Consider the following 16,765-nt stretch of genomic DNA (forward strand, 5'->3'; position numbering starts at 1 on the left):
CCATGAGCACCTCGATCCCGTCCTCGGGCAACCCCACCGAAGCTGATGCCATCCGCACGATCCGCACCCTGGTCGCAGCCCAGGACCTCCGTGCCGCGAAAGCGCAACTGCGCCAACTGCAAGCCGGCACCGATGATGCGACGTGGGCGATGATCGTCGAGATCGCCAACACCCTGCGATTCAAGACCCCCACCGTCGCGGTCACGAAACTGCGCAACCTCTGGCGCCACAACGAACAATTCCGGCCCCTCATCGAAGCGTGCGTGCCGAAATCCGGAGAACGCCAGTACATTCCCGAACCACCGCCCGCCAGGGCCGACAACGGACCGATCGTCCCACGAGCGAGCAAAGTCAGCCGGGACATCGACCCGGACAAACGCATTGCACCGAACAAGAGAAGCCGCACCTCCAACACGAAGATCATCGACGACTACGAGAAGGCCCTGACCCGAGATGAACGCGACGACCCAGGCGTGGCACGCGCGGAACTGATCGTTGACCGGCACGACTACGACGTCGACGCCCTGATCCACGTGTCCACCACGCTGTGTGTGTCCTGTCGGCTGGAACGCGCTGCCATCGACCGGCACACCGAACGCGCCCAGGCCGGACGAGGCGACGACGGCCTGTGCGGCGAATGCCGCAGCCTCGGCCGCTCCGGGCTGCCCGAACTTCCACCAGGACATACCCTCACCGATCAGTTGCACGGGCGCCTCGAATACCTGGCCGAACACTTCCCTACGGACGGACGTGGCATCTTCCGGCAGGAGTGGCGCTACGCCGACCGACATGCAAAGCCCATCATCAGCGCCTGGGTACAAAGCCACACCGACCCTGACCCGGCGCCAACACCCGCCCCGGCAGTTTCCGGCAGCTTCAACGACTGGTGCGACCATTGCGGCGAATTTCGCTACATGGCCGATCGCTACAACAGACTGTGTTTCGACTGCGACCCGCGCTCCAAGCAGTCAGGCTTCCAAGCTGGGGACATCGAAGCCCGGCACAGCCGCTACGCAAAGGAGATCAGCGGCGCAAGGCAAGAGTCCGGAGCGCGACGCTCGTCGGACGCAGCGCAAAATAGACCAGCCGCCGAAGAATCCCGCACGCAGGGACAAGCGTCGTCTTCAGCCGAACCCAACGGCGTAGCAGCAAAGCCGGATGCCGGCGTTCCGTCGCCCGATCGCCGGAAGAAGCTGGTCGAGAGCGCCCGCGAAAAGGCCAGAGCTACTGCGCAAGAGCGGCGACGGGCGATATCTCGTCTGCCAAAGGCAGCAGCTGTGCGGACGCGTCGTCAGCGCTAGAACGCGATCCCACGGCGTGCCGTGCGCATCCGCTGCGGTAACCGTCCATTTCGTCGTCGAAGATTTGCACGCGGACCCAGCAAATTGACGCAGTACGGCGAGTGGCCCCGTCTCGGCGGCGCCGGTTCTCTCTCGCGCGGAGCGGGCAACCTCGGGATGTAGACCGAGTCAGGCGGAAGAAGGGGTGTCACCGGTGCAGACGGCGATCCGATCCGCCCCGGCACTGACCAGACGCGTTGGAACACCTCCGACTCGCAAACGTCCAGATTCGGGTACAGCAGCCGCCATCAGGGCACTAGCGACACGCTCGGGAATCGTTCACACCCACGAAGGGCGCGTGTGGTCACACCTGTCGACGTCACCGTACGACGACTACCCGGATGCGGCGGTCTCCACTGACCACCATGTGCTGGCCAGCCGGTAGGTGCCTGCTGCTCGGCACGACGATCACATCCACGTCGGGCCCACCTGCAGCACGGGATAGTGCGGCTATGGTCTGCTCGTCGTCGGAGGAGGCGAGATAGGTTCCGCCCCAACGATATCCCTGCTCCTCAGCCCAGGCCCGGATCGGCCATCCGATCATCTCCGGTGTCGCTCCGGCCGGAATCCGGTGACGGTTGATGTACCCCAACGCGGTCGGTGGCTTCGGCGGGGTCGGTTTCCGGTGCGGCAACATATCGGACATCTCTCTGAGCTGAGCCGTGGATGGATGGCTGAATTCAATTGCAGGTCAAGACATGTGGAGTTCAGGGTCTGGCGGTACCCGAGAATCGGACGGGTGGGCGAGGCGTGCGCAGTTCGCGGCCGGTCTGCTCGCCTTGGAGGTTTTCCTGTTTGATCCGGGCGGCAATGCGTTGCACTGTCAGAGACTCGGTGTTTCGTGTGTGGGGGCGAGCGGGGCTCTCGGTAGCGGTAAGCCAGAGCGTGAACCACACCGCCATTCCACCCGCAGCAAGACCGGTCAGAAATGGCAAGAACGCAGACATTTGGAATGACCTCCTCATCAACGAGATTCATGATTGAACGACCGGTAGCTCCGGTCATTTGGCTATGGTCGAGTCACCATCTTTTTGACCTTCTGGATGCCGGATAGTGTTGCAGCACAAACTATGTAACGAGTTTGATATGCGCTATGCCCACAGTCGGGAACAGGGAAGCGTCGGCATGTCCGGCGTCACCTTGTCATCGACGGTCACCGACACTGCGCCGACAGTTGCCAGCTCTGCGGCTACGTGGTCGATCTGTTCGGGGAGGCCCTGAAAATCCAGCGTCAGCGGACCGGATTCCACGTGCAGGTGCAGGAGTGGGTAAGGCGTACTCATCGATTTGCCGATCCTTTGGAGACTTCGGCCTGCCTGCGGCAATCGCGACGGCGCACGCAATGCCGGATGACCTCGAGCACCGTGCCGGCACTAGGTCGGTGGCGGCTGTTCGGATTGACGATCCATTCGCGTTGAATCGAACTCGGCGCTGGCGATGGAAACGCGATCTCGCCACCGGGCCGGACGACACTCACGTTCGAGCGCATCATCTCCGAATCCAGCGAAACCCCGATATCGTCTCGGGTTTCCCAGTCGACCAAGAACATCCATCGTCGGGCGCGCACGTGCGCGACGATGGGCCCCCATGGAACGTTCCTCGTCCTCATTTCGGCCTTGACCAGCTCGCCCAGTTCTACTGGCATGGTGAAGCCAGCCAAGTCGGAGTCGGCCTTTGCGACGATGTGTCCGCCGGGCCTCACCGTCACGGGCAAACCGCATTGTTGGCGGTAGTAAGCGGATCTGGATTGCGGCGTATCTGCGGTTCCGGTCGGTCGGCTCACCGTTCCTCGATTCCCTTCGGAGGCGTCCGAAGCGATCTGATGTAGCGCCTTGTTGTATAAGTCACACGCTACGCCTGGTTGTAACAACTAGGCAAGACGTGTGGCGGTACTGTTCGATACGCCGGTGTTGTACCGTGATGGCGCCTCATTCGCAGGAAGGGATCGAGATGACACAGACGTCTCCCATGGTCGCGAACTGGGAGTTGATGCTTCGTATCCGCAGTCGGGCCGACGAGCGTGGAGTGAAGACCGGCGCGATAGCGAAGGCTCTGGATGTCAGCCAGCAGTACTGGTCCGCGCTCACGAGGGGGAGGGGCACCCTCAGCGAGGACAAACTGAAGACTTTGATGAGCTTGCTCGAGTTCGATGCCGACGAGCAGGCGGAGCTGCTGTCCCTGCGCGATATCGCGAAGGGGCGCAGCCCATACGCCGAATACTCGGCTCTGTTCAACGAGCAGCTCATGCGGTTCTACGGTCTCGAAGCCGGCGCCCAGAGCATCCGTAGCTTCGAGAGCGGCGTGATCCCAGGTCTCCTGCAGACCGAGGACTACATCCGTGTCCTGATGAAAGCCAGCGTGACCACAGGCCGACCGACCGAGGTCGAGCAGCGCGTCAGCGCGCGATTGCAGCGTCAGCGCCGCCTCGATGGTCCTGATCCCCTGGAGCTGTCACTGGTGATGGGCCAGGCAGCGCTGATGTACCAAGTCGGTGATGAAGACCTGCAGCGACAGCAACTCGAGCACGTAATCGGACTGGCCGAGCAGCATCCCGACACCCTCGACATCCGTGTCATCCCTTACGAAGCCGGTGGGGCGATCGCAAGCTTGAACTCCGCGACCTTCCACTTGCTGGACTTCCGGAGTGCGCGGCTACCCACGGTGGGATGGGTCGAATCGGCCGCCTACGGCGAAATCGCCGATGATCCCAAGCGAGTGACCGCCCTCGACTACCTGTACAACCAGATCCAGTCGATCGCGCTCGACCGGAAGCGGTCCCTCGATCTGATCGACCGCGTCGCACGGCAGAAGATAAGGTAAATACGGTGAGCGCCAAGTTCTTCAAGTCCACATACAGCGGTGGAGACCAGACCTGTGTCGAGGTCGCTCATGCCCGCGACGGCGTATTCGTCCGTGACAGCAAGTACACCGGCCTCAGTGGCGAGCAGCCGGTCATTGCGGTTCCGGCCGCGCTGTGGCCTACACTGCTCGACCTGGTCCTCAGCAATGAACCAGGGATAGTGGGCGATGTGACGATCACACGTCACCCCGATGCCAGCGCTGTCATTGCAGACCAGGCAGTTACGTTGGCGTACAACGCGGACGAATGGGATGCCTTCATAAAAGGTGTCGCGGACAGCGAATTCGACCGCCCTCAGTAGCCTTGCGAGCTAGCTCGCCGATGTTCAAGGCGCGATCGCAGGACGCTGCCGAAACAAATCTCCCTTCTGCCCGACACCTGGTCGACGGTGCCGGGCGGTTGTAATGTGCTGTTTCACAAAGGCTCTCGCTGCTCAGGTAGTGATACCCGCAGGATCGGTTACTTCGTCGGGGGAGTCGGAACGCAGTTGATGCACTGCCCTCCAATCGATTCCTTGCGGCGCCGTTTCCAGCACGCTCGCAAGAAGGCCGAGGCGTGCAGTGCGCAGTGCCGTGTCGTCGCTCATTACCAGGATGTCGTCGAAAAACCTTCGCAGAGCCTGGGTTAGCGGTGCGGCGGTGGCGACCCACTCGGGCAGCGGCTGTTCACCCGTGTCGTCGAGACTCGTGGCAACGCGGATGAGGTACTGCTCGGCGGGTTCCGTGAGGAGCGTCGAGTCGTAGCCCGCGGGTGTGCCTGCAGGCATGATTCGCATGATTCGCTGTAATCCCTCGACGAGCTCGGCGAATTCTTGACCGTGTGTGGTTCGTGCGTGGTCGATCTCGGTTCGCAATTGGTCGGCTCGCCGAGGATAGGCCGCAGTCGTGCGCATTGCTTCGATGAGGGGGATCGGTGTGCCTTCATCCCGGAGTCGTTGTTCGTATCGGGTGAGAATCAGTTCCTCAGCGGCGCTGAGAATTTCGTCGCCGACCGTGATTCCCTGGCTGCGCAGTGCCCGAGCTGTGACGTTGAGCCCGTCGCGGTAGGCAAGGGGTTCGAGCATAGGATGCGCCCGGAGGATCCGGACAATGCCGAGAGCCGCGCGGCGCAGCCCATACGGATCGGAGGTGCCGGTCAGCTTCGCGCCGACTGCGAGCATCGCGGTCAACAGGTCGAACCGATCGGCGAGCGCCAACAGCGCACCGGGCACAGTCGTCGGCAGGAGATCGTTGTGGTGGCGCGGGAGTTCGGTCTCGAACAGAGCTTCGGCAACAGGCTCGGGCTCATCGGCCTTTCGGGCGTATTCGCGGGCCATGGTGCCGGCGAGTGAGGTCATCTCGACGACCATCTGAGTGGCGAGATCGAACTTCGCCAGCGCTCCGGCGCGTTCCAGAGTCGCTGAGTCGCTGGGGGACAGGGCAATTCGCGTGCCGAGTTCCTGGGCGATCGTGGCAATCCGGTCGGCACGGTCAGCCATGGAGCCGAGGCGCTGCTCGAAAGTCAGCTCGCTGAGCCGGGCGCGGAACTGCATCGGCGCCGTGCGCAGATCGCTGTTCCAGAAGAACGCCGCGTCCTCGAAGCGGGCGCGCAGTACATTCTCGTTGCCGCCGCGGACCACGTCGACGTCACAGGCTCCGTTTGCGAGGGTGACAAATTGTGGCAGCAGGCGGCCATCGGCGGACCGCACAGGCAGATAGCGCTGGTGTTTGCGCATGACCGTGGTCAGGATCTGTTCGGGCAGTTCCAGGTACCGCTGGTGGAAGTGTCCCAGGATGCCGACCGGTGTCTCGACCAGATTGGTGATCTCGTCGACCAGGTCGGATTCGATGTCGGTGTCTATCGTGCCCCCGTGTTGGGCTGCGAGATCAGTGGCGGCGACGATAACGGCGATGCGGCGCTTGTCGCGGTTCGTGAGTATGCCCTCGGCGCACAGCACAGCGTCGTAGTCTGCGGCTGCGCCGATGCTGATCTCGGGGCGGACTGCGTCGCGGTGGACGCGGGTGATCCGGTCGGCACTCAACGCCCCGGCAGTGACGGGCAAGACAGTGCCATCGAGCAGGGCCAGCAGCCAGCGGATGGGCCGGCTGAAGCTGAGTGCCGGGTCGTTCCACCGCATGTTCTTGTCGGCCCGAAGTCCGGCGACCAGTTCGGAAAGCGCATCGGTCAGGACTTCAACTGCCGTTCGCCCCGGCCGAAGTGTCTCTACGGCAACGTGTTCGACGCCGTTGACTTCGATGCGAGTCAAATCGGTCTCGGCAATGCCATGAGAGTTCAGGAATCCCTGCAAACCGCGGGTCGGTTCACCATCGTTGGAATACGCGGCGACGACCTTGGGCCCTCGCTTGACTTGCACGCTGTCTGGCTCACGATCTGCGACTGCATCGATATGGAGCACGATTCGCCGTGGCGTGGCGTCCACTCGGATCGGGCCGTGTGAAAGTGCGGTCTGCGCCAGCAGGCGGCTCGCCTCATTTTGGACAAACACCGCGGTGGCGTCGACGACGTGCGGCGGAAGCTCCTCGCTACCGATTTCGAAAACCAGCTGTCCGCCGTGTGTGGGCAGCGTCGCCAGGTCGACAGGCGAAGTGGCAAGGGAGAGCGGCTGATGGGCCCCGCGCGGATGACCCGCTGTTGCCCGGAGCTCGGTCCACAGCTCGGCGACAGCGCGGGATTGGGTGCGCATGGTCTGGAACCACTTCGCGCGTTCTGTGGTGGAAATGGCACCGCGGGCATCGAGGACATTGAATGCGTGCGAGCTTTTGAGCACGAACGTGTGAGCGGGGACAGGCAGCCGTCGCTCGATGAGTCGGCCGGCCTCGCCGGAGTAGATGTCCAGCAAAGCCCGCGTGGCCTCGATATCAGCGTCGTCGAGGTAGTAACGCGACATCTCATATTCGGACTGGCCGAGGAACTCGCCGTAGGTCACGCCAGGTGCGTAGAGCAAGTCCTTGAAGTGGGTCACCTTCTGCACGGCCATCAGGATGCGTTCAAGCCCGTAAGTGATCTCGACAGGGACAGGGTCGAGGGTATGCCCGCCCACCTGCTGGAAGTAGGTGAACTGGGTGATCTCCATGCCGTCGAGCCAGACTTCCCAGCCCAAACCCCAAGCGCCGATGGCTGGTTGAGCCCAGTTGTCCTCGACGAACCGAACGTCATGGGCGTGCAAGTCGATGCCGAGCGCCGCCAAAGATCCGAGGTAGAGCTCCTGGGGATCGCCAGGCTCGGGCTTGATCACGACCTGGAATTGAGTATGCGTCTGTAGGCGGTTGGGGTTCTCTCCATAGCGGCTGTCGTCTGGGCGTACGGAAGGTTCGACGTAGGCCACTCGCCAGGGTTCAGGGCCGAGCACGCTGAGGAGAGTGGCCGGATTCATCGTTCCAGCACCGACTTCGGTGTTGAACGGCTGCGCGATCAGGCAACCGTGACCGGACCAGTAGCCCTGGAGACGGAGGATCGCTTCTTGCATGGACAGGGTCGGCTGCGACTCTGTGCGGAAGGATGCGTCTGCCATCGCGCGATCCTACCTATCCGTGCTGGTTGCCGGCGCAGTGCCCACGGCCGGAATGCCCAGGCCGGTGGGTGTTTTCGACGTGAAGAAGCTGGACAGGTGACAACCTCCTTGGCAGGCGTCGGCCACGGCGCAGCCGGCGCAGGTGGGTCGGACGGTGAGGGCGGTGCGTACTCGATCGGTGAGAGTCGGCCACAGATCGGCCAAGGGGTGGTCGGCTAGCCGACCGAAGTAGACGTTGCTGTGCGGGCAGTTGCGTAGGCGTCCGTCGTAGCTGATGCTGGCCCACACCAGTCCGGACTCGCAGTGGCCGGCCAGCTGGGAAAACCGTAGCGCGAGTGTGGGATCGTCTGCGCGCAGCGGAGCGTCGGTATCGCTGGTGCACAGCTTCTGCGCGCATGGCCAGGCCACGGTCATGCCGGGACATTCAGTGGCCGTGAGCCGGTCGATCTCGCGCATCAGCGGCAGCGTCACCGAGACCGGCACACCGTACTGGTCGTCGTGGCGTCCGGTCGGCACATATCGCATGACGCCGAACTCGCGGACCCCGATGCGGTGCGCGTCGCGGATGACATCCAAAGCTCCGGAGACGTTTTCCTTCACCAGGGTTAGTTCGGCAACTACGTTGATGCCCGCGTCCAGCAGCAACCGCATCGCGTCGACAGCCTTGTCATAGGCGCGGGGATGTCCGGTCAGCTGGTTGTGCTGGTCTCGGTCGCCGTGGATCGATACCAGGACGCAGCGAACATTGGCAGCGGCGAGCCGAGCCGCGCGCTCGGCGTTGATGAAATGGCCGTTGGTAAACACGACTTGGTAGAGGCCGAGCCGCCCGCCGTGCTCGAAGATTTCCATAGCGTCTGGATGCAGCAAGGTCTCCCCGCCGCTGTAGCGGATCACGAAGCATCCGCGTTCCGCGCACTCGTCGAGGATGCCAGTAGCCAGTTCTGTGGGTATGTGCTTCTCGGGGAGTTGGCGTACTGTGCGCCGAATGTCGTTGTCGGACATCGTGGGATCGATCTTCCACACGTTGTAGCAGAACCCGCAGTTCCAATTGCAGACCGCCGTCAGCTCGATTTCCATACGCAGCGGAAAGTCGAGAGTGCCATCGAATCGCTTGTCCACCGCCAGCAGCGATCGGCCATGTGGTTGCAGCTGCGCTGAGGACGGTGTGGTCAGAGTCGTGATGAGAGTGTCGAAGTCGGCGGCGACATGACACCGATCGGTGCGATACCGACGGCTGACTATGTCGATGACCGCATCCCGATCGGCACCCGAGAAGACTTGGTCGACCATGGTTTTGGCGACCGTATTGCGCAGCCGATGAAATGTGCCGGTCCGAGGATCGAACAGCAAACCGAGATCGCGACGGTAACGCAATTTGGTGGTGAGGGTATCGGTCAAGGCGCTCATCAGGCAGCCCTCTCCTGGCGCGGATCGAGCCGGTCCATGAGGTTGCGGATCTCGAGGCTCACCTGTGTCCGAGGCGCGCCGTATTCGGTGGAGACGATCGTGGCGATCTGTTCGACGGTGGCGCCCGCGTAGGCGAGTGTGATGACCATTTCGGCGGTCGCGTTACTCACTCGTTGGCAGATGTCGGTCTGCCAATCGTGCAATAGACGCTGCGACTGGTTGTAGCGGTAATGGCACAGAATCCATTGAGGGCTACCGACTTCGGCGTTTGCGATCGCGCGATAGATCGCCTTGGCCTCGTCGAGGTGGCTGCTGATGGATGGGCGTTCCAGGAGTCGCCCGGCGTACTCGCCAACGGCATCGTCGGCGATGGGGATCCTCCAGCCGGTCATCTGCTGGAACAATGGGGAAAGCATGATGTCGACCAGACTGAACTCGCCGACCGCGTATGGACCTCCATAGCCGCGTAGCAGGGCGGCGACCGTTTCGCACACCCATCGCGCCTGCTCGACCGCGCACGCCTCGGCCGGTGAGGGGGGTTGTGGACGAAGGGATTTGGCGTATGAGGCTCCATTGATGAGCGACGGAAGATCGTGCGAGGCCCACGCACACAACGACCGAATCCGGGCGCGTAGCGCCGGTGTCGATCCCATCAACCGCACATCGGAATTCGGGGCCATCTCATCGAGATACTCGGCGATGGACACCACGTCGGTGGCCACGGTGCAGGTTCCGGTATTGACCAAGATCGGCACCCGCGGTAGCGCCTCCGCCACGGACCCGGGTAATAGACTTTCACGATCGAGGGCCAGCAAGTCACCGAACGCGCACTGGCACCCGAACCGCGCCTCGCGTTGCTCGGGCAGATCACCTGCCACCAGAACACCGTCGGCGTTCTCGGTAGTGGGCCAATCCAATTCGACGACACGTTCTTCGAAGGGAATCTGCTTCTCGCGCAAAGCGATTCGTCCACGCATCGACCATCCGGAGAAGTGCAGGTCGCCCAAATACAAGATCAGCATCACATGTCCCCTTCGAAAGCGGAAAGCTTGACCAAGCGCGTCGGGCGGCACATGGTTTGTACCGCCCGACCCGCGCAGAAGATCAGTCGCACTGCCGACTGATGATCAACTTCGTTTCCACCTCCGGTGTCTCGTATTCCTCAGCAGCGGAAGCGATTTCCTCGTGCATCAGTTCTCCTCGTTCCGATCAGAGTTCACGCGATGGGTAAGTTCGAGTCTTCACAGCTCGAGCCCGCGGAACCATCCCGATCACCCGCCGTATGTCTGGACATCGTGACCAGAGCTGGACACCTCCTGGACACTCCGGCGCGGGCCACGCCGCCGGAAGCCCACCGGGACCGGCCGCTGGACATATTGTGGACAGATGGTGCTCAGCTCCCCGCCGTCCATCGATCGTGTGAAGGAGTGCTTGATCAAGCTGCGCCAGGGCCCTGCCCTCGCCCGGCCCACCACGCTGCTGACCGCGCTCGACCAACCCATGCGCGACTACCTGTGCCATGGGCGGGCCTGCGAACCCGGCTCCGCTGACCAGATCGCCGTCCTGGCATCCACGATCCGCGCGACGATCGAATTGCTCGCACACGATGAACGCCTATACGCCCAAGTCGATTTCAACCTGCGGCCCGAGCATCAATTCGCAACCCTGACGGACAGGCAGGAGTCACTTGCCAGCCGCCAGAAATGCGCTACCAAGACCGTGCGCCGCCATGCCGCACGTGCCCTCGATACCCTCGCCTACCTTTTGATCGCCGGCCCCACACCTTCGAAGGAGGTCGGAGCGGAAGGTCACCGCGAGGACTCCGAACGGCGCGGCCGAAACCCCGGCCGCACCGAACTCGCAGACGCGGTCCGCGGTTTCTGGTGCCTGCGGCCTGATGCTCGAGTCGACATCGTGTGCTCCGAGATCCCCGAGAATGAGCGGCCGGACTACGCATCGCCCTCTGACCGGAACTATTTGCGATACGCGAAATTCGCCGACCTGGACACCATGATGTTCGCGCGGACTCGGCTTGCGCAGCTCGCACCGAGCATCGTGGTGCGCGATTTTGCGCCGTCGGAGCACTATGACACCCATGCCGATGTACTGATTGTGATCGGTGGACCGCCATGGAATGCGAAATACCGAGAGTTCTTGCCGCAGTTGCCGTTCTACTTCGAGTCACACTCGCTCGGCGATGACGACCCCCTTGTGGTGCCTGACCTCGAAAACCTCAGCCTGGCACCGCGCTGGACCGCTCGCCACGAACTGATCGAAGACCTTGCGGTATTCACGCGTCTCACGTTGCAAGGCACCACCGTGTTCTTACTCGGTGGCTGCCTCACCTTGGGGGTTCTCGGTGCCGCTCGCTGCTTGCTCGACGTAGAGCGCGGTCCCGCCAACACCCGATACATCTGCGATCTTCTCGGCGAGGACGACTTCGTCCTCATCGTGGAAGCCCGCCGCGTCGGCGGCATCACCGATGTCGCCGACCTCACCGTCGTCGAACCCTTGTTGCTGATGTCGCGCCAAACCGGTCAAAACTGGGGCGTTGTCATCGACAACACCAAACGGTTCACCAGTCGCCAAACCGCGCAGCTGGCAACGTGATCGGTCTCGGCGACATCGCGATTTATGTTGTGAATCTGCCCCGCAGACCCGACCGGCGCGCCTGGATTCGTGCGCGCTTGCCCATTGGGCTCTCGGTCACCTACACCTCCGACTTCGACATGACCTTCGACGGTCACCAGTTGCTGCTGACCGACCTGCATACCGCGGGGATCAAACTGTTCGAGTGGCAGATCGAATCCGAAAACCCGTGGTGGAATCGGCCTCTGAAATACGGTGAAATCGGCTGTACCCTAGCCCATCTCGCCTGTTGGAATCACGCCGCCGAACATACGAAGAGCCCTTACATTCTCATCCTTGAGGATGATGCGGTCCTCGGCGCCGGCTTCTCCGACACTCTGCTGATCGGGTTGAACCAGTTGCACCACCAGGCAGCACCGTTCGACCTGCTCTACCTCGGCCGCTACCCTCTCGAATCGGACCACCGAGTAGCCGTACCGGGATTCGTCCGACCGGGCTACAGCCACTGCAGCTACGCCTATCTGCTCACCCGCCCAGCGCTCACCGTGCTGCTTTCCGCACGGCTCGCGCAGGCTATCGTCCCGATCGACGAATTCCTACCGGCGTCGTACCTGCCGCACCCGCGCCACGACGTACGGGCACGATTTCCGCCACTGCTTTCCGCGCTCGCCTTCCACCCGCCCCTGGTCACTCAGCGCCCGAAGTCCGAGGCTGGTAGCGATACCGAAGAGTCGGACTTCGTCGGTTGACCGGAGCTGCCGCGGCTAATCGCGAGGCGACGTTGTCCACTGCGCAATGAGCGAGCTCAGCCGTTTGCCTGTCCAGCGTGTGATAGGTGTGTGTTCGTTTACCCCGGTCACGATGTGCTCGGGCGGGACGTCCTTCGTTACGACGGCTCCGGCCGCCACGTAGCTTCGCGGCCCGACACGTACACCTCCGACAACTCGAGCACCAAAGCCGATCACAGTGTCCGGCGCGATGACCGGGGGAGCTTCGTCAACGCCCCACCATCCGAGGTCCGGGCGGGTGTACTCATGCACCAGATCGCCCATGACCGTTGACCGGTCTCCGATTATCGTTGCGTCACAGACGAACCCGGCCACGCACGCATCCGAGCCGACTCTGACTCGATCACAGATATAAGCGCCGTGCACAATCCGAGTGCGATCGCCGACCGTGCATCCGTATCCAACCCGCGCGCGGTCCTCGATGACGCAGTCCGGGCCAAAGACGGTGCCCTCGTTCACGATCACATGATTGAACAGCAGGCTGCGGTCGCCGACCGACACTGGTTCGCCAGCTGAAAGATTCCCGTTTTGGGCATCGCGGATGCGGGACTCCTTCGGGTACCCGAGCACGCACTGTTCCCCGACAACGACCGACTCGCCGAACCGAACCGGCGCATACAGGTCCGTGATTCTCATGGCTTGGTGGGAGATTGTTTGATCAGCCAGCGGACCGTCATCGCGATAGCCTCGTCTTCCCGTGCGCGCCCGTCGAACCCGTGATCGGAGCCGACAACGGTGTGCAGCGCAGTGTGTGGTCGGCGCTGCGCAACGTCGGCTGCGATGTCGTAGGACACTGCGGTATCGCGATCACCGTGGACGATCAGCGTTTCGACGTTGCTCGCGAGCAGGTTCTCCAGCGGCCGATACTGCGCGAATTCGACGAACAACACTCGCCCCAGCTCGAACTCGTCGTCGACGACGAGAAATCCCTTGTCCAGTAACTGACTTTGACCGGCCGGCCCGAAGTTCTCCTTGCCCCAAGGAAGCTCGGGTTCCAGGAAAGTGTGGTGCAAGTCCAGTACCGGGTTCCAGAGCGCGAGTCGGTGAAGACTGTTGCGGGCCAGCCAAGGCAACGACAGTGCCGTCGAAACGGCGCCGAAACTAGCGGCCACGATCGACAGAGGACCGGCGAATCTGTCCCGCGCGAAGGTTACTGCGCTCTGGAGATCCAGGCACTCACCGGCGATGGTTACTCCGCGCGAGGTTCCGCCGCTGTCGCCGTGGCCACGGAAGGAGAATCGCACCACGTCGAACCCGGCATCGGATAGTTGCTGCGCCAGTCGCACGAACATCCCCCCACCCTCGTTCATGTCCACAGTGATGCCGTGTGCCAGCAGTACCACACCGCAGGCTGGTGTCGCCGATGTCGGATGTACAGCGCCATCGAGCGGGATTCCGTCCACTGAGGTCAACTGAATTCGTTGCATCGAACAACTCCGTTCGTTCGAACCTGGGGAACTGACCACAGCGCATCCATCGTTTCGTGCGACACAGGCATGCTGAGTTCGCCCGCTGCCGCGAAGGCCATGTTCACGATCGTTCGTCGTCCTCGCTGGAGTGGATGCACTCGATGCATCGTGGTTTTGGTGCGCATCAGGTACACCTCGCCCGCTCCGATCTCCAAACGATGTACGTCTCGCTCACGGAGTATCTTCTCGATACCCGGATCTTGTTTATCCCACGCCGTGCCCGGCACGCACTCGACGAACCCGCCATCGGCAGCTGGAGGGCACTCGGCAATCCACACCAGCGCGAAACTGTAGTCATCCCAATGCCATCCGTGCGTATCGCCAGCGTGCTCCAACCGAGTGACGACGAACTGCTCCGGTTCATACGGACAGCGGTGAACCGGCTCCCCGATCAGCTGACTGAGCCCTTCGAGTAATACCTCGGATTGGTAGATCCTCGGGATCCTCGACCCGCTCTCGGCGATCTGGGCTCTGGTCACGTTCCGCATCTGTCTCGGAGTGAAGCCAGTCTCGGCCAGCACCAGATCACGGCGAACTCCCGCGTGCTCGACCAATCGGATCGCCTCATAGGCCACAGCGCGACGCACCAGAGACGGAACCAGCTGCGACACCACCGAGAAGCCGCGATCTTCGAGTTCGCGCCGCGCGGAATCGATCTGCAAGGTGAGAGGAACCCTTCTCATCGCCGAGCTGTCGAGGATGTGATGGTCCCGCCTCAGGTATGGGCGCATAGCGTCGAATCACCCAGTCTTACCGGATTTCTCGCCCGCGGTCATGGCACATGGACGATCACATTGCGTTGTCGCACCGCCGTAGAGCAGCTTCCTGGGTAGGAGGGGAGTCTTGAACCGGCGACGGGTAACGGTGGTTTACCCGGAAGGCCTCGAAATCGAACTGCACGTAGGAGCCGCTGCGTTCGTTGGCTATTGCCATCCAACTCGGCGAGCTATCCAGGAGATTGCGAGTTCGGCTTTGTGAGCTTGGTGGATGCGTAGGTGCGGTGATCGCGGTGCAGAGGGCAGCCTGCTGTTGCGTGCCCAATAGCCTCCCAATGCGCAGATGAATGCATCGATCGCTGCCGGGTCGACTTCCGCAGTAATGGGGTTGGAGGCCAAAATCGGGGAGGGGTCGACACCTTCGCTAAGTAGCGAGGGCACAAGCGATGCCAGGTCGACCCATGCCGCTCCCCGGCATGACCACGCCCAGTCGACCACGACAACGGTACCGTCATCGTGGCGTACGAGCATGTTGTCGGGACGAAGGTCGGTGTGCAACAGCGTGTCCCCAACTGTGGCCGGGCACCAGGCTGCTTCCAGTTCTGCCAAGCTGCCCAGGTGACGACGAGACCACTCGTCGAGATCTCGAGGTGGGCCTTCGTCGGCGAACTGCTGCCATGCGGTGAGTTCCGGCCCATAGGACTGCGCGATCGTCGGCGTATCCGGCAGTGGGCTCGGTGTCAGCGCTGACCCCATGTACTCAACGCAACGAAGTACCGCTGCCAGCTCGTTGGGGTAATCGAGCCGTGGGTGATGGCCAGCGACGGCCTCGAAGACGAGGACCAGGCAATCCGCCGCCTGCAGGGAGAACAACATCCGCGGAGTGGGCACCGTGTCGGGAAGACGAGCGGCGGTCTGGGCTTCCCGTCGGTAAGGGTCAGCGAGGGGGTCGTCGACGAAGATCGCTTTCGCGAAAACTGTCTGACTGCAGGACAATTCGAGAAGCGCGGCCATACCATGGCTGAAACCTCCAGGTGGCTCAGTGACGGCAATGACCTGTCCACCTAGTCGCTCCTCGACTGCGGTACGGACACAGTCGGGCAGGTCTCCCCATTTGATCCGAGCGGAATCCTGATCGCTGTCGGTCATCGGAACATGATGATGGCCAGAGGTTGCGAGCGCCATTGGTTATCGATCACGGCCCGCTCGCGATGGTGCCGGGGGCCTCGTTGGCGCTTTGAAGTCGGAGAGAGCGGATTCGGCACGCGCGCTGTTCGTGCGGCGGATGATCGGTACGACGCCGTTGGGGGCGCAAATCCGGGTAGGAGAGGATGTGCCGTGGCGGATCTCGCGGTGTTGATGATCGATGTGCAGAACGGCTACCTCGCGGACGACCGGGTGCGGGATATGTTGGGTTGGCCGCCGATTTGGCGGTTGACCGAGACCATCAGCGAGTGCGCCGGCCTTCTGGCTGCCTCCCGGTCGGCCGGGATCCAAATCGTGTACTCGCGACAGATAACCAGCCCGGCCGGCTGGCTAGCCGCCAATCCGCGAGCAGCCCGGCATCAGCAATCACGTGCCTCCCACCTGCCGGTACTGACAGCCGCGCAGCGAGAATGGGGCAGCCAGCTCATCGACGTTATCGCGCCCGCGCCGGGGGATCTGGTGCTCGAGAAGACCCGGCACAGTTTCTTCGCCTACACCGAGCTCGATCCGATCCTGAGAAGCCTTGGCGTCCAACGCCTCCTTGTCGCCGGACTGCAAACCAACGTGTGCGTGGAAGCGACGGTCCGAGCGGCCCTCGAACGCAACTACGAGGTGGCCGTCGCCGAAGACGCCGTCTCCACCGACGGGCCCGACCTTCACCACGGCGCTCTCAATTCGATGCGTGTCCTCTACGTCGAGGTCGCGCCCTGGCGTGAGCTCATTGCCGAAGGTGCGCAATGGGATCGCGCCTTCACTACACCCAACTACGGCCGCAACCCCAGTTACTGGGACGAGGCGACTGTGGCCGCAGCGCCGCGGTGACACCGCCAGCGTTCGTCGTGCTCGATCGAATCGCGACGGTGCAGGAGTAGCGGTTCC

General features: G+C 62.7%; 15 protein-coding genes. 6 read left to right on the plus strand and 9 right to left on the minus strand.

Annotated features, from left to right (window positions below; all coding sequences use genetic code 11):
* Nucleotides 1-2: 2 nt before the first annotated feature.
* The gene (locus OG326_RS15080; RefSeq protein ID WP_327138890.1) at nucleotides 3-1,301 is read left to right on the plus strand and encodes a hypothetical protein; all 1,299 of its coding nucleotides are present in this window, start codon (nucleotides 3-5) and stop codon (nucleotides 1,299-1,301) included.
* A gap of 1,130 nt (nucleotides 1,302-2,431) precedes the next feature.
* Here the strand turns inward: OG326_RS15080 and OG326_RS15085 are convergent.
* Entirely contained in the window at nucleotides 2,432-2,623 is a 192-nt protein-coding gene (locus tag OG326_RS15085; RefSeq protein ID WP_327145253.1) for a hypothetical protein, read from the minus strand.
* Nucleotides 2,620-3,123, minus strand: a complete 504-nt coding sequence (locus OG326_RS15090) for a DNA-directed RNA polymerase subunit beta (RefSeq protein ID WP_327145254.1) — start codon at nucleotides 3,121-3,123, stop codon at nucleotides 2,620-2,622. Before OG326_RS15090 ends, OG326_RS15085 begins: the two co-directional genes overlap by 4 nt.
* 185 nt (nucleotides 3,124-3,308) lie before the next feature.
* Between OG326_RS15090 and OG326_RS15095 the strand changes: the two genes are divergently transcribed.
* Together OG326_RS15095 and OG326_RS15100 are read left to right on the plus strand one after the other, a co-directional pair.
* The gene (locus OG326_RS15095) at nucleotides 3,309-4,160 is read left to right on the plus strand and encodes a helix-turn-helix transcriptional regulator (protein ID WP_327145255.1); all 852 of its coding nucleotides are present in this window, start codon (nucleotides 3,309-3,311) and stop codon (nucleotides 4,158-4,160) included.
* 5 nt (nucleotides 4,161-4,165) lie between these two features.
* The gene (locus OG326_RS15100; RefSeq protein ID WP_327145256.1) at nucleotides 4,166-4,501 is read left to right on the plus strand and encodes a DUF397 domain-containing protein; all 336 of its coding nucleotides are present in this window, start codon (nucleotides 4,166-4,168) and stop codon (nucleotides 4,499-4,501) included.
* A 132-nt stretch (nucleotides 4,502-4,633) separates the two neighbouring features.
* Here OG326_RS15100 and OG326_RS15105 read toward each other — a convergent pair whose 3' ends face one another.
* Genes OG326_RS15105 through OG326_RS15115 form a run of 3 tightly spaced genes read right to left on the minus strand, consistent with a single transcriptional unit; the run spans nucleotide 4,634 to nucleotide 10,191 of the window.
* Nucleotides 4,634-7,711 (minus strand): glycine--tRNA ligase, encoded by a 3,078-nt coding sequence (locus tag OG326_RS15105; protein ID WP_327145257.1) that lies wholly within the window; start codon nucleotides 7,709-7,711, stop codon nucleotides 4,634-4,636.
* Nucleotides 7,712-7,720: 9 nt separating this feature from the next.
* Nucleotides 7,721-9,118, minus strand: a complete 1,398-nt coding sequence (locus OG326_RS15110) for a radical SAM/SPASM domain-containing protein (RefSeq protein ID WP_327145258.1) — start codon at nucleotides 9,116-9,118, stop codon at nucleotides 7,721-7,723.
* Nucleotides 9,118-10,191, minus strand: a complete 1,074-nt coding sequence (locus OG326_RS15115) for a glutathione S-transferase family protein (protein WP_327145259.1) — start codon at nucleotides 10,189-10,191, stop codon at nucleotides 9,118-9,120. The genes OG326_RS15110 and OG326_RS15115 overlap by 1 nt, the downstream gene beginning before the upstream one ends.
* A 313-nt stretch (nucleotides 10,192-10,504) precedes the next feature.
* On the opposite strand from OG326_RS15115, the gene OG326_RS15120 reads away from it, so the two are divergent.
* Both OG326_RS15120 and OG326_RS15125 read left to right on the plus strand, forming a co-directional pair.
* Nucleotides 10,505-11,728: a hypothetical protein gene (locus tag OG326_RS15120; RefSeq protein ID WP_327145260.1), complete on the plus strand. Its 1,224-nt coding sequence runs from the start codon at nucleotides 10,505-10,507 to the stop codon at nucleotides 11,726-11,728.
* Nucleotides 11,725-12,456: a glycosyltransferase family 25 protein gene (locus tag OG326_RS15125; protein ID WP_327145261.1), complete on the plus strand. Its 732-nt coding sequence runs from the start codon at nucleotides 11,725-11,727 to the stop codon at nucleotides 12,454-12,456. The genes OG326_RS15120 and OG326_RS15125 overlap by 4 nt, the downstream gene beginning before the upstream one ends.
* 15 nt (nucleotides 12,457-12,471) lie before the next feature.
* Here the strand turns inward: OG326_RS15125 and OG326_RS15130 are convergent, their stop codons facing one another.
* From OG326_RS15130 to OG326_RS15145, 4 genes are all read right to left on the minus strand, one after another.
* Nucleotides 12,472-13,131 carry an acyltransferase gene (locus OG326_RS15130; RefSeq protein ID WP_327145262.1) on the minus strand — a complete coding sequence of 220 codons (660 nt, stop codon included), beginning with the start codon at nucleotides 13,129-13,131 and terminating at the stop codon, nucleotides 12,472-12,474.
* The gene (locus OG326_RS15135) at nucleotides 13,128-13,922 is read right to left on the minus strand and encodes an alpha/beta hydrolase (RefSeq protein WP_327145263.1); all 795 of its coding nucleotides are present in this window, start codon (nucleotides 13,920-13,922) and stop codon (nucleotides 13,128-13,130) included. The genes OG326_RS15130 and OG326_RS15135 overlap by 4 nt, the downstream gene beginning before the upstream one ends.
* Nucleotides 13,904-14,626: a HalD/BesD family halogenase gene (locus tag OG326_RS15140; protein WP_327145264.1), complete on the minus strand. Its 723-nt coding sequence runs from the start codon at nucleotides 14,624-14,626 to the stop codon at nucleotides 13,904-13,906. Before OG326_RS15140 ends, OG326_RS15135 begins: the two co-directional genes overlap by 19 nt.
* A gap of 261 nt (nucleotides 14,627-14,887) precedes the next feature.
* Nucleotides 14,888-15,829: a phosphotransferase family protein gene (locus tag OG326_RS15145; RefSeq protein ID WP_327145265.1), complete on the minus strand. Its 942-nt coding sequence runs from the start codon at nucleotides 15,827-15,829 to the stop codon at nucleotides 14,888-14,890.
* Between the two features lie 189 nt (nucleotides 15,830-16,018).
* Between OG326_RS15145 and OG326_RS15150 the strand changes: the two genes are divergently transcribed.
* Nucleotides 16,019-16,708, plus strand: a complete 690-nt coding sequence (locus OG326_RS15150; RefSeq protein ID WP_327145266.1) for a cysteine hydrolase family protein — start codon at nucleotides 16,019-16,021, stop codon at nucleotides 16,706-16,708.
* Nucleotides 16,709-16,765 lie beyond the last annotated feature (57 nt).

Source organism: Nocardia sp. NBC_01327, assembly GCF_035958815.1.
Taxonomy (GTDB): Bacteria; Actinomycetota; Actinomycetes; order Mycobacteriales; family Mycobacteriaceae; genus Nocardia.

Excerpts from the sequence above, each read along its gene's own strand:
- OG326_RS15080 (WP_327138890.1), top strand. The coding sequence starts at position 3 with ATGAGCACCTCGATCCCGTCCTCGGGCAACCCCACCGAAGCTGATGCC.
- OG326_RS15085 (WP_327145253.1), bottom strand. The coding sequence starts at position 2,623 with ATGAGTACGCCTTACCCACTCCTGCACCTGCACGTGGAATCCGGTCCG.
- OG326_RS15095 (WP_327145255.1), top strand. The coding sequence starts at position 3,309 with ATGGTCGCGAACTGGGAGTTGATGCTTCGTATCCGCAGTCGGGCCGAC.
- OG326_RS15105 (WP_327145257.1), bottom strand. The coding sequence starts at position 7,711 with ATGGCAGACGCATCCTTCCGCACAGAGTCGCAGCCGACCCTGTCCATG.
- OG326_RS15110 (WP_327145258.1), bottom strand. The coding sequence starts at position 9,118 with ATGAGCGCCTTGACCGATACCCTCACCACCAAATTGCGTTACCGTCGC.
- OG326_RS15120 (WP_327145260.1), top strand. The coding sequence starts at position 10,505 with ATGGTGCTCAGCTCCCCGCCGTCCATCGATCGTGTGAAGGAGTGCTTG.
- OG326_RS15130 (WP_327145262.1), bottom strand. The coding sequence starts at position 13,131 with ATGAGAATCACGGACCTGTATGCGCCGGTTCGGTTCGGCGAGTCGGTC.
- OG326_RS15135 (WP_327145263.1), bottom strand. The coding sequence starts at position 13,922 with ATGCAACGAATTCAGTTGACCTCAGTGGACGGAATCCCGCTCGATGGC.
- OG326_RS15145 (WP_327145265.1), bottom strand. The coding sequence starts at position 15,829 with ATGACCGACAGCGATCAGGATTCCGCTCGGATCAAATGGGGAGACCTG.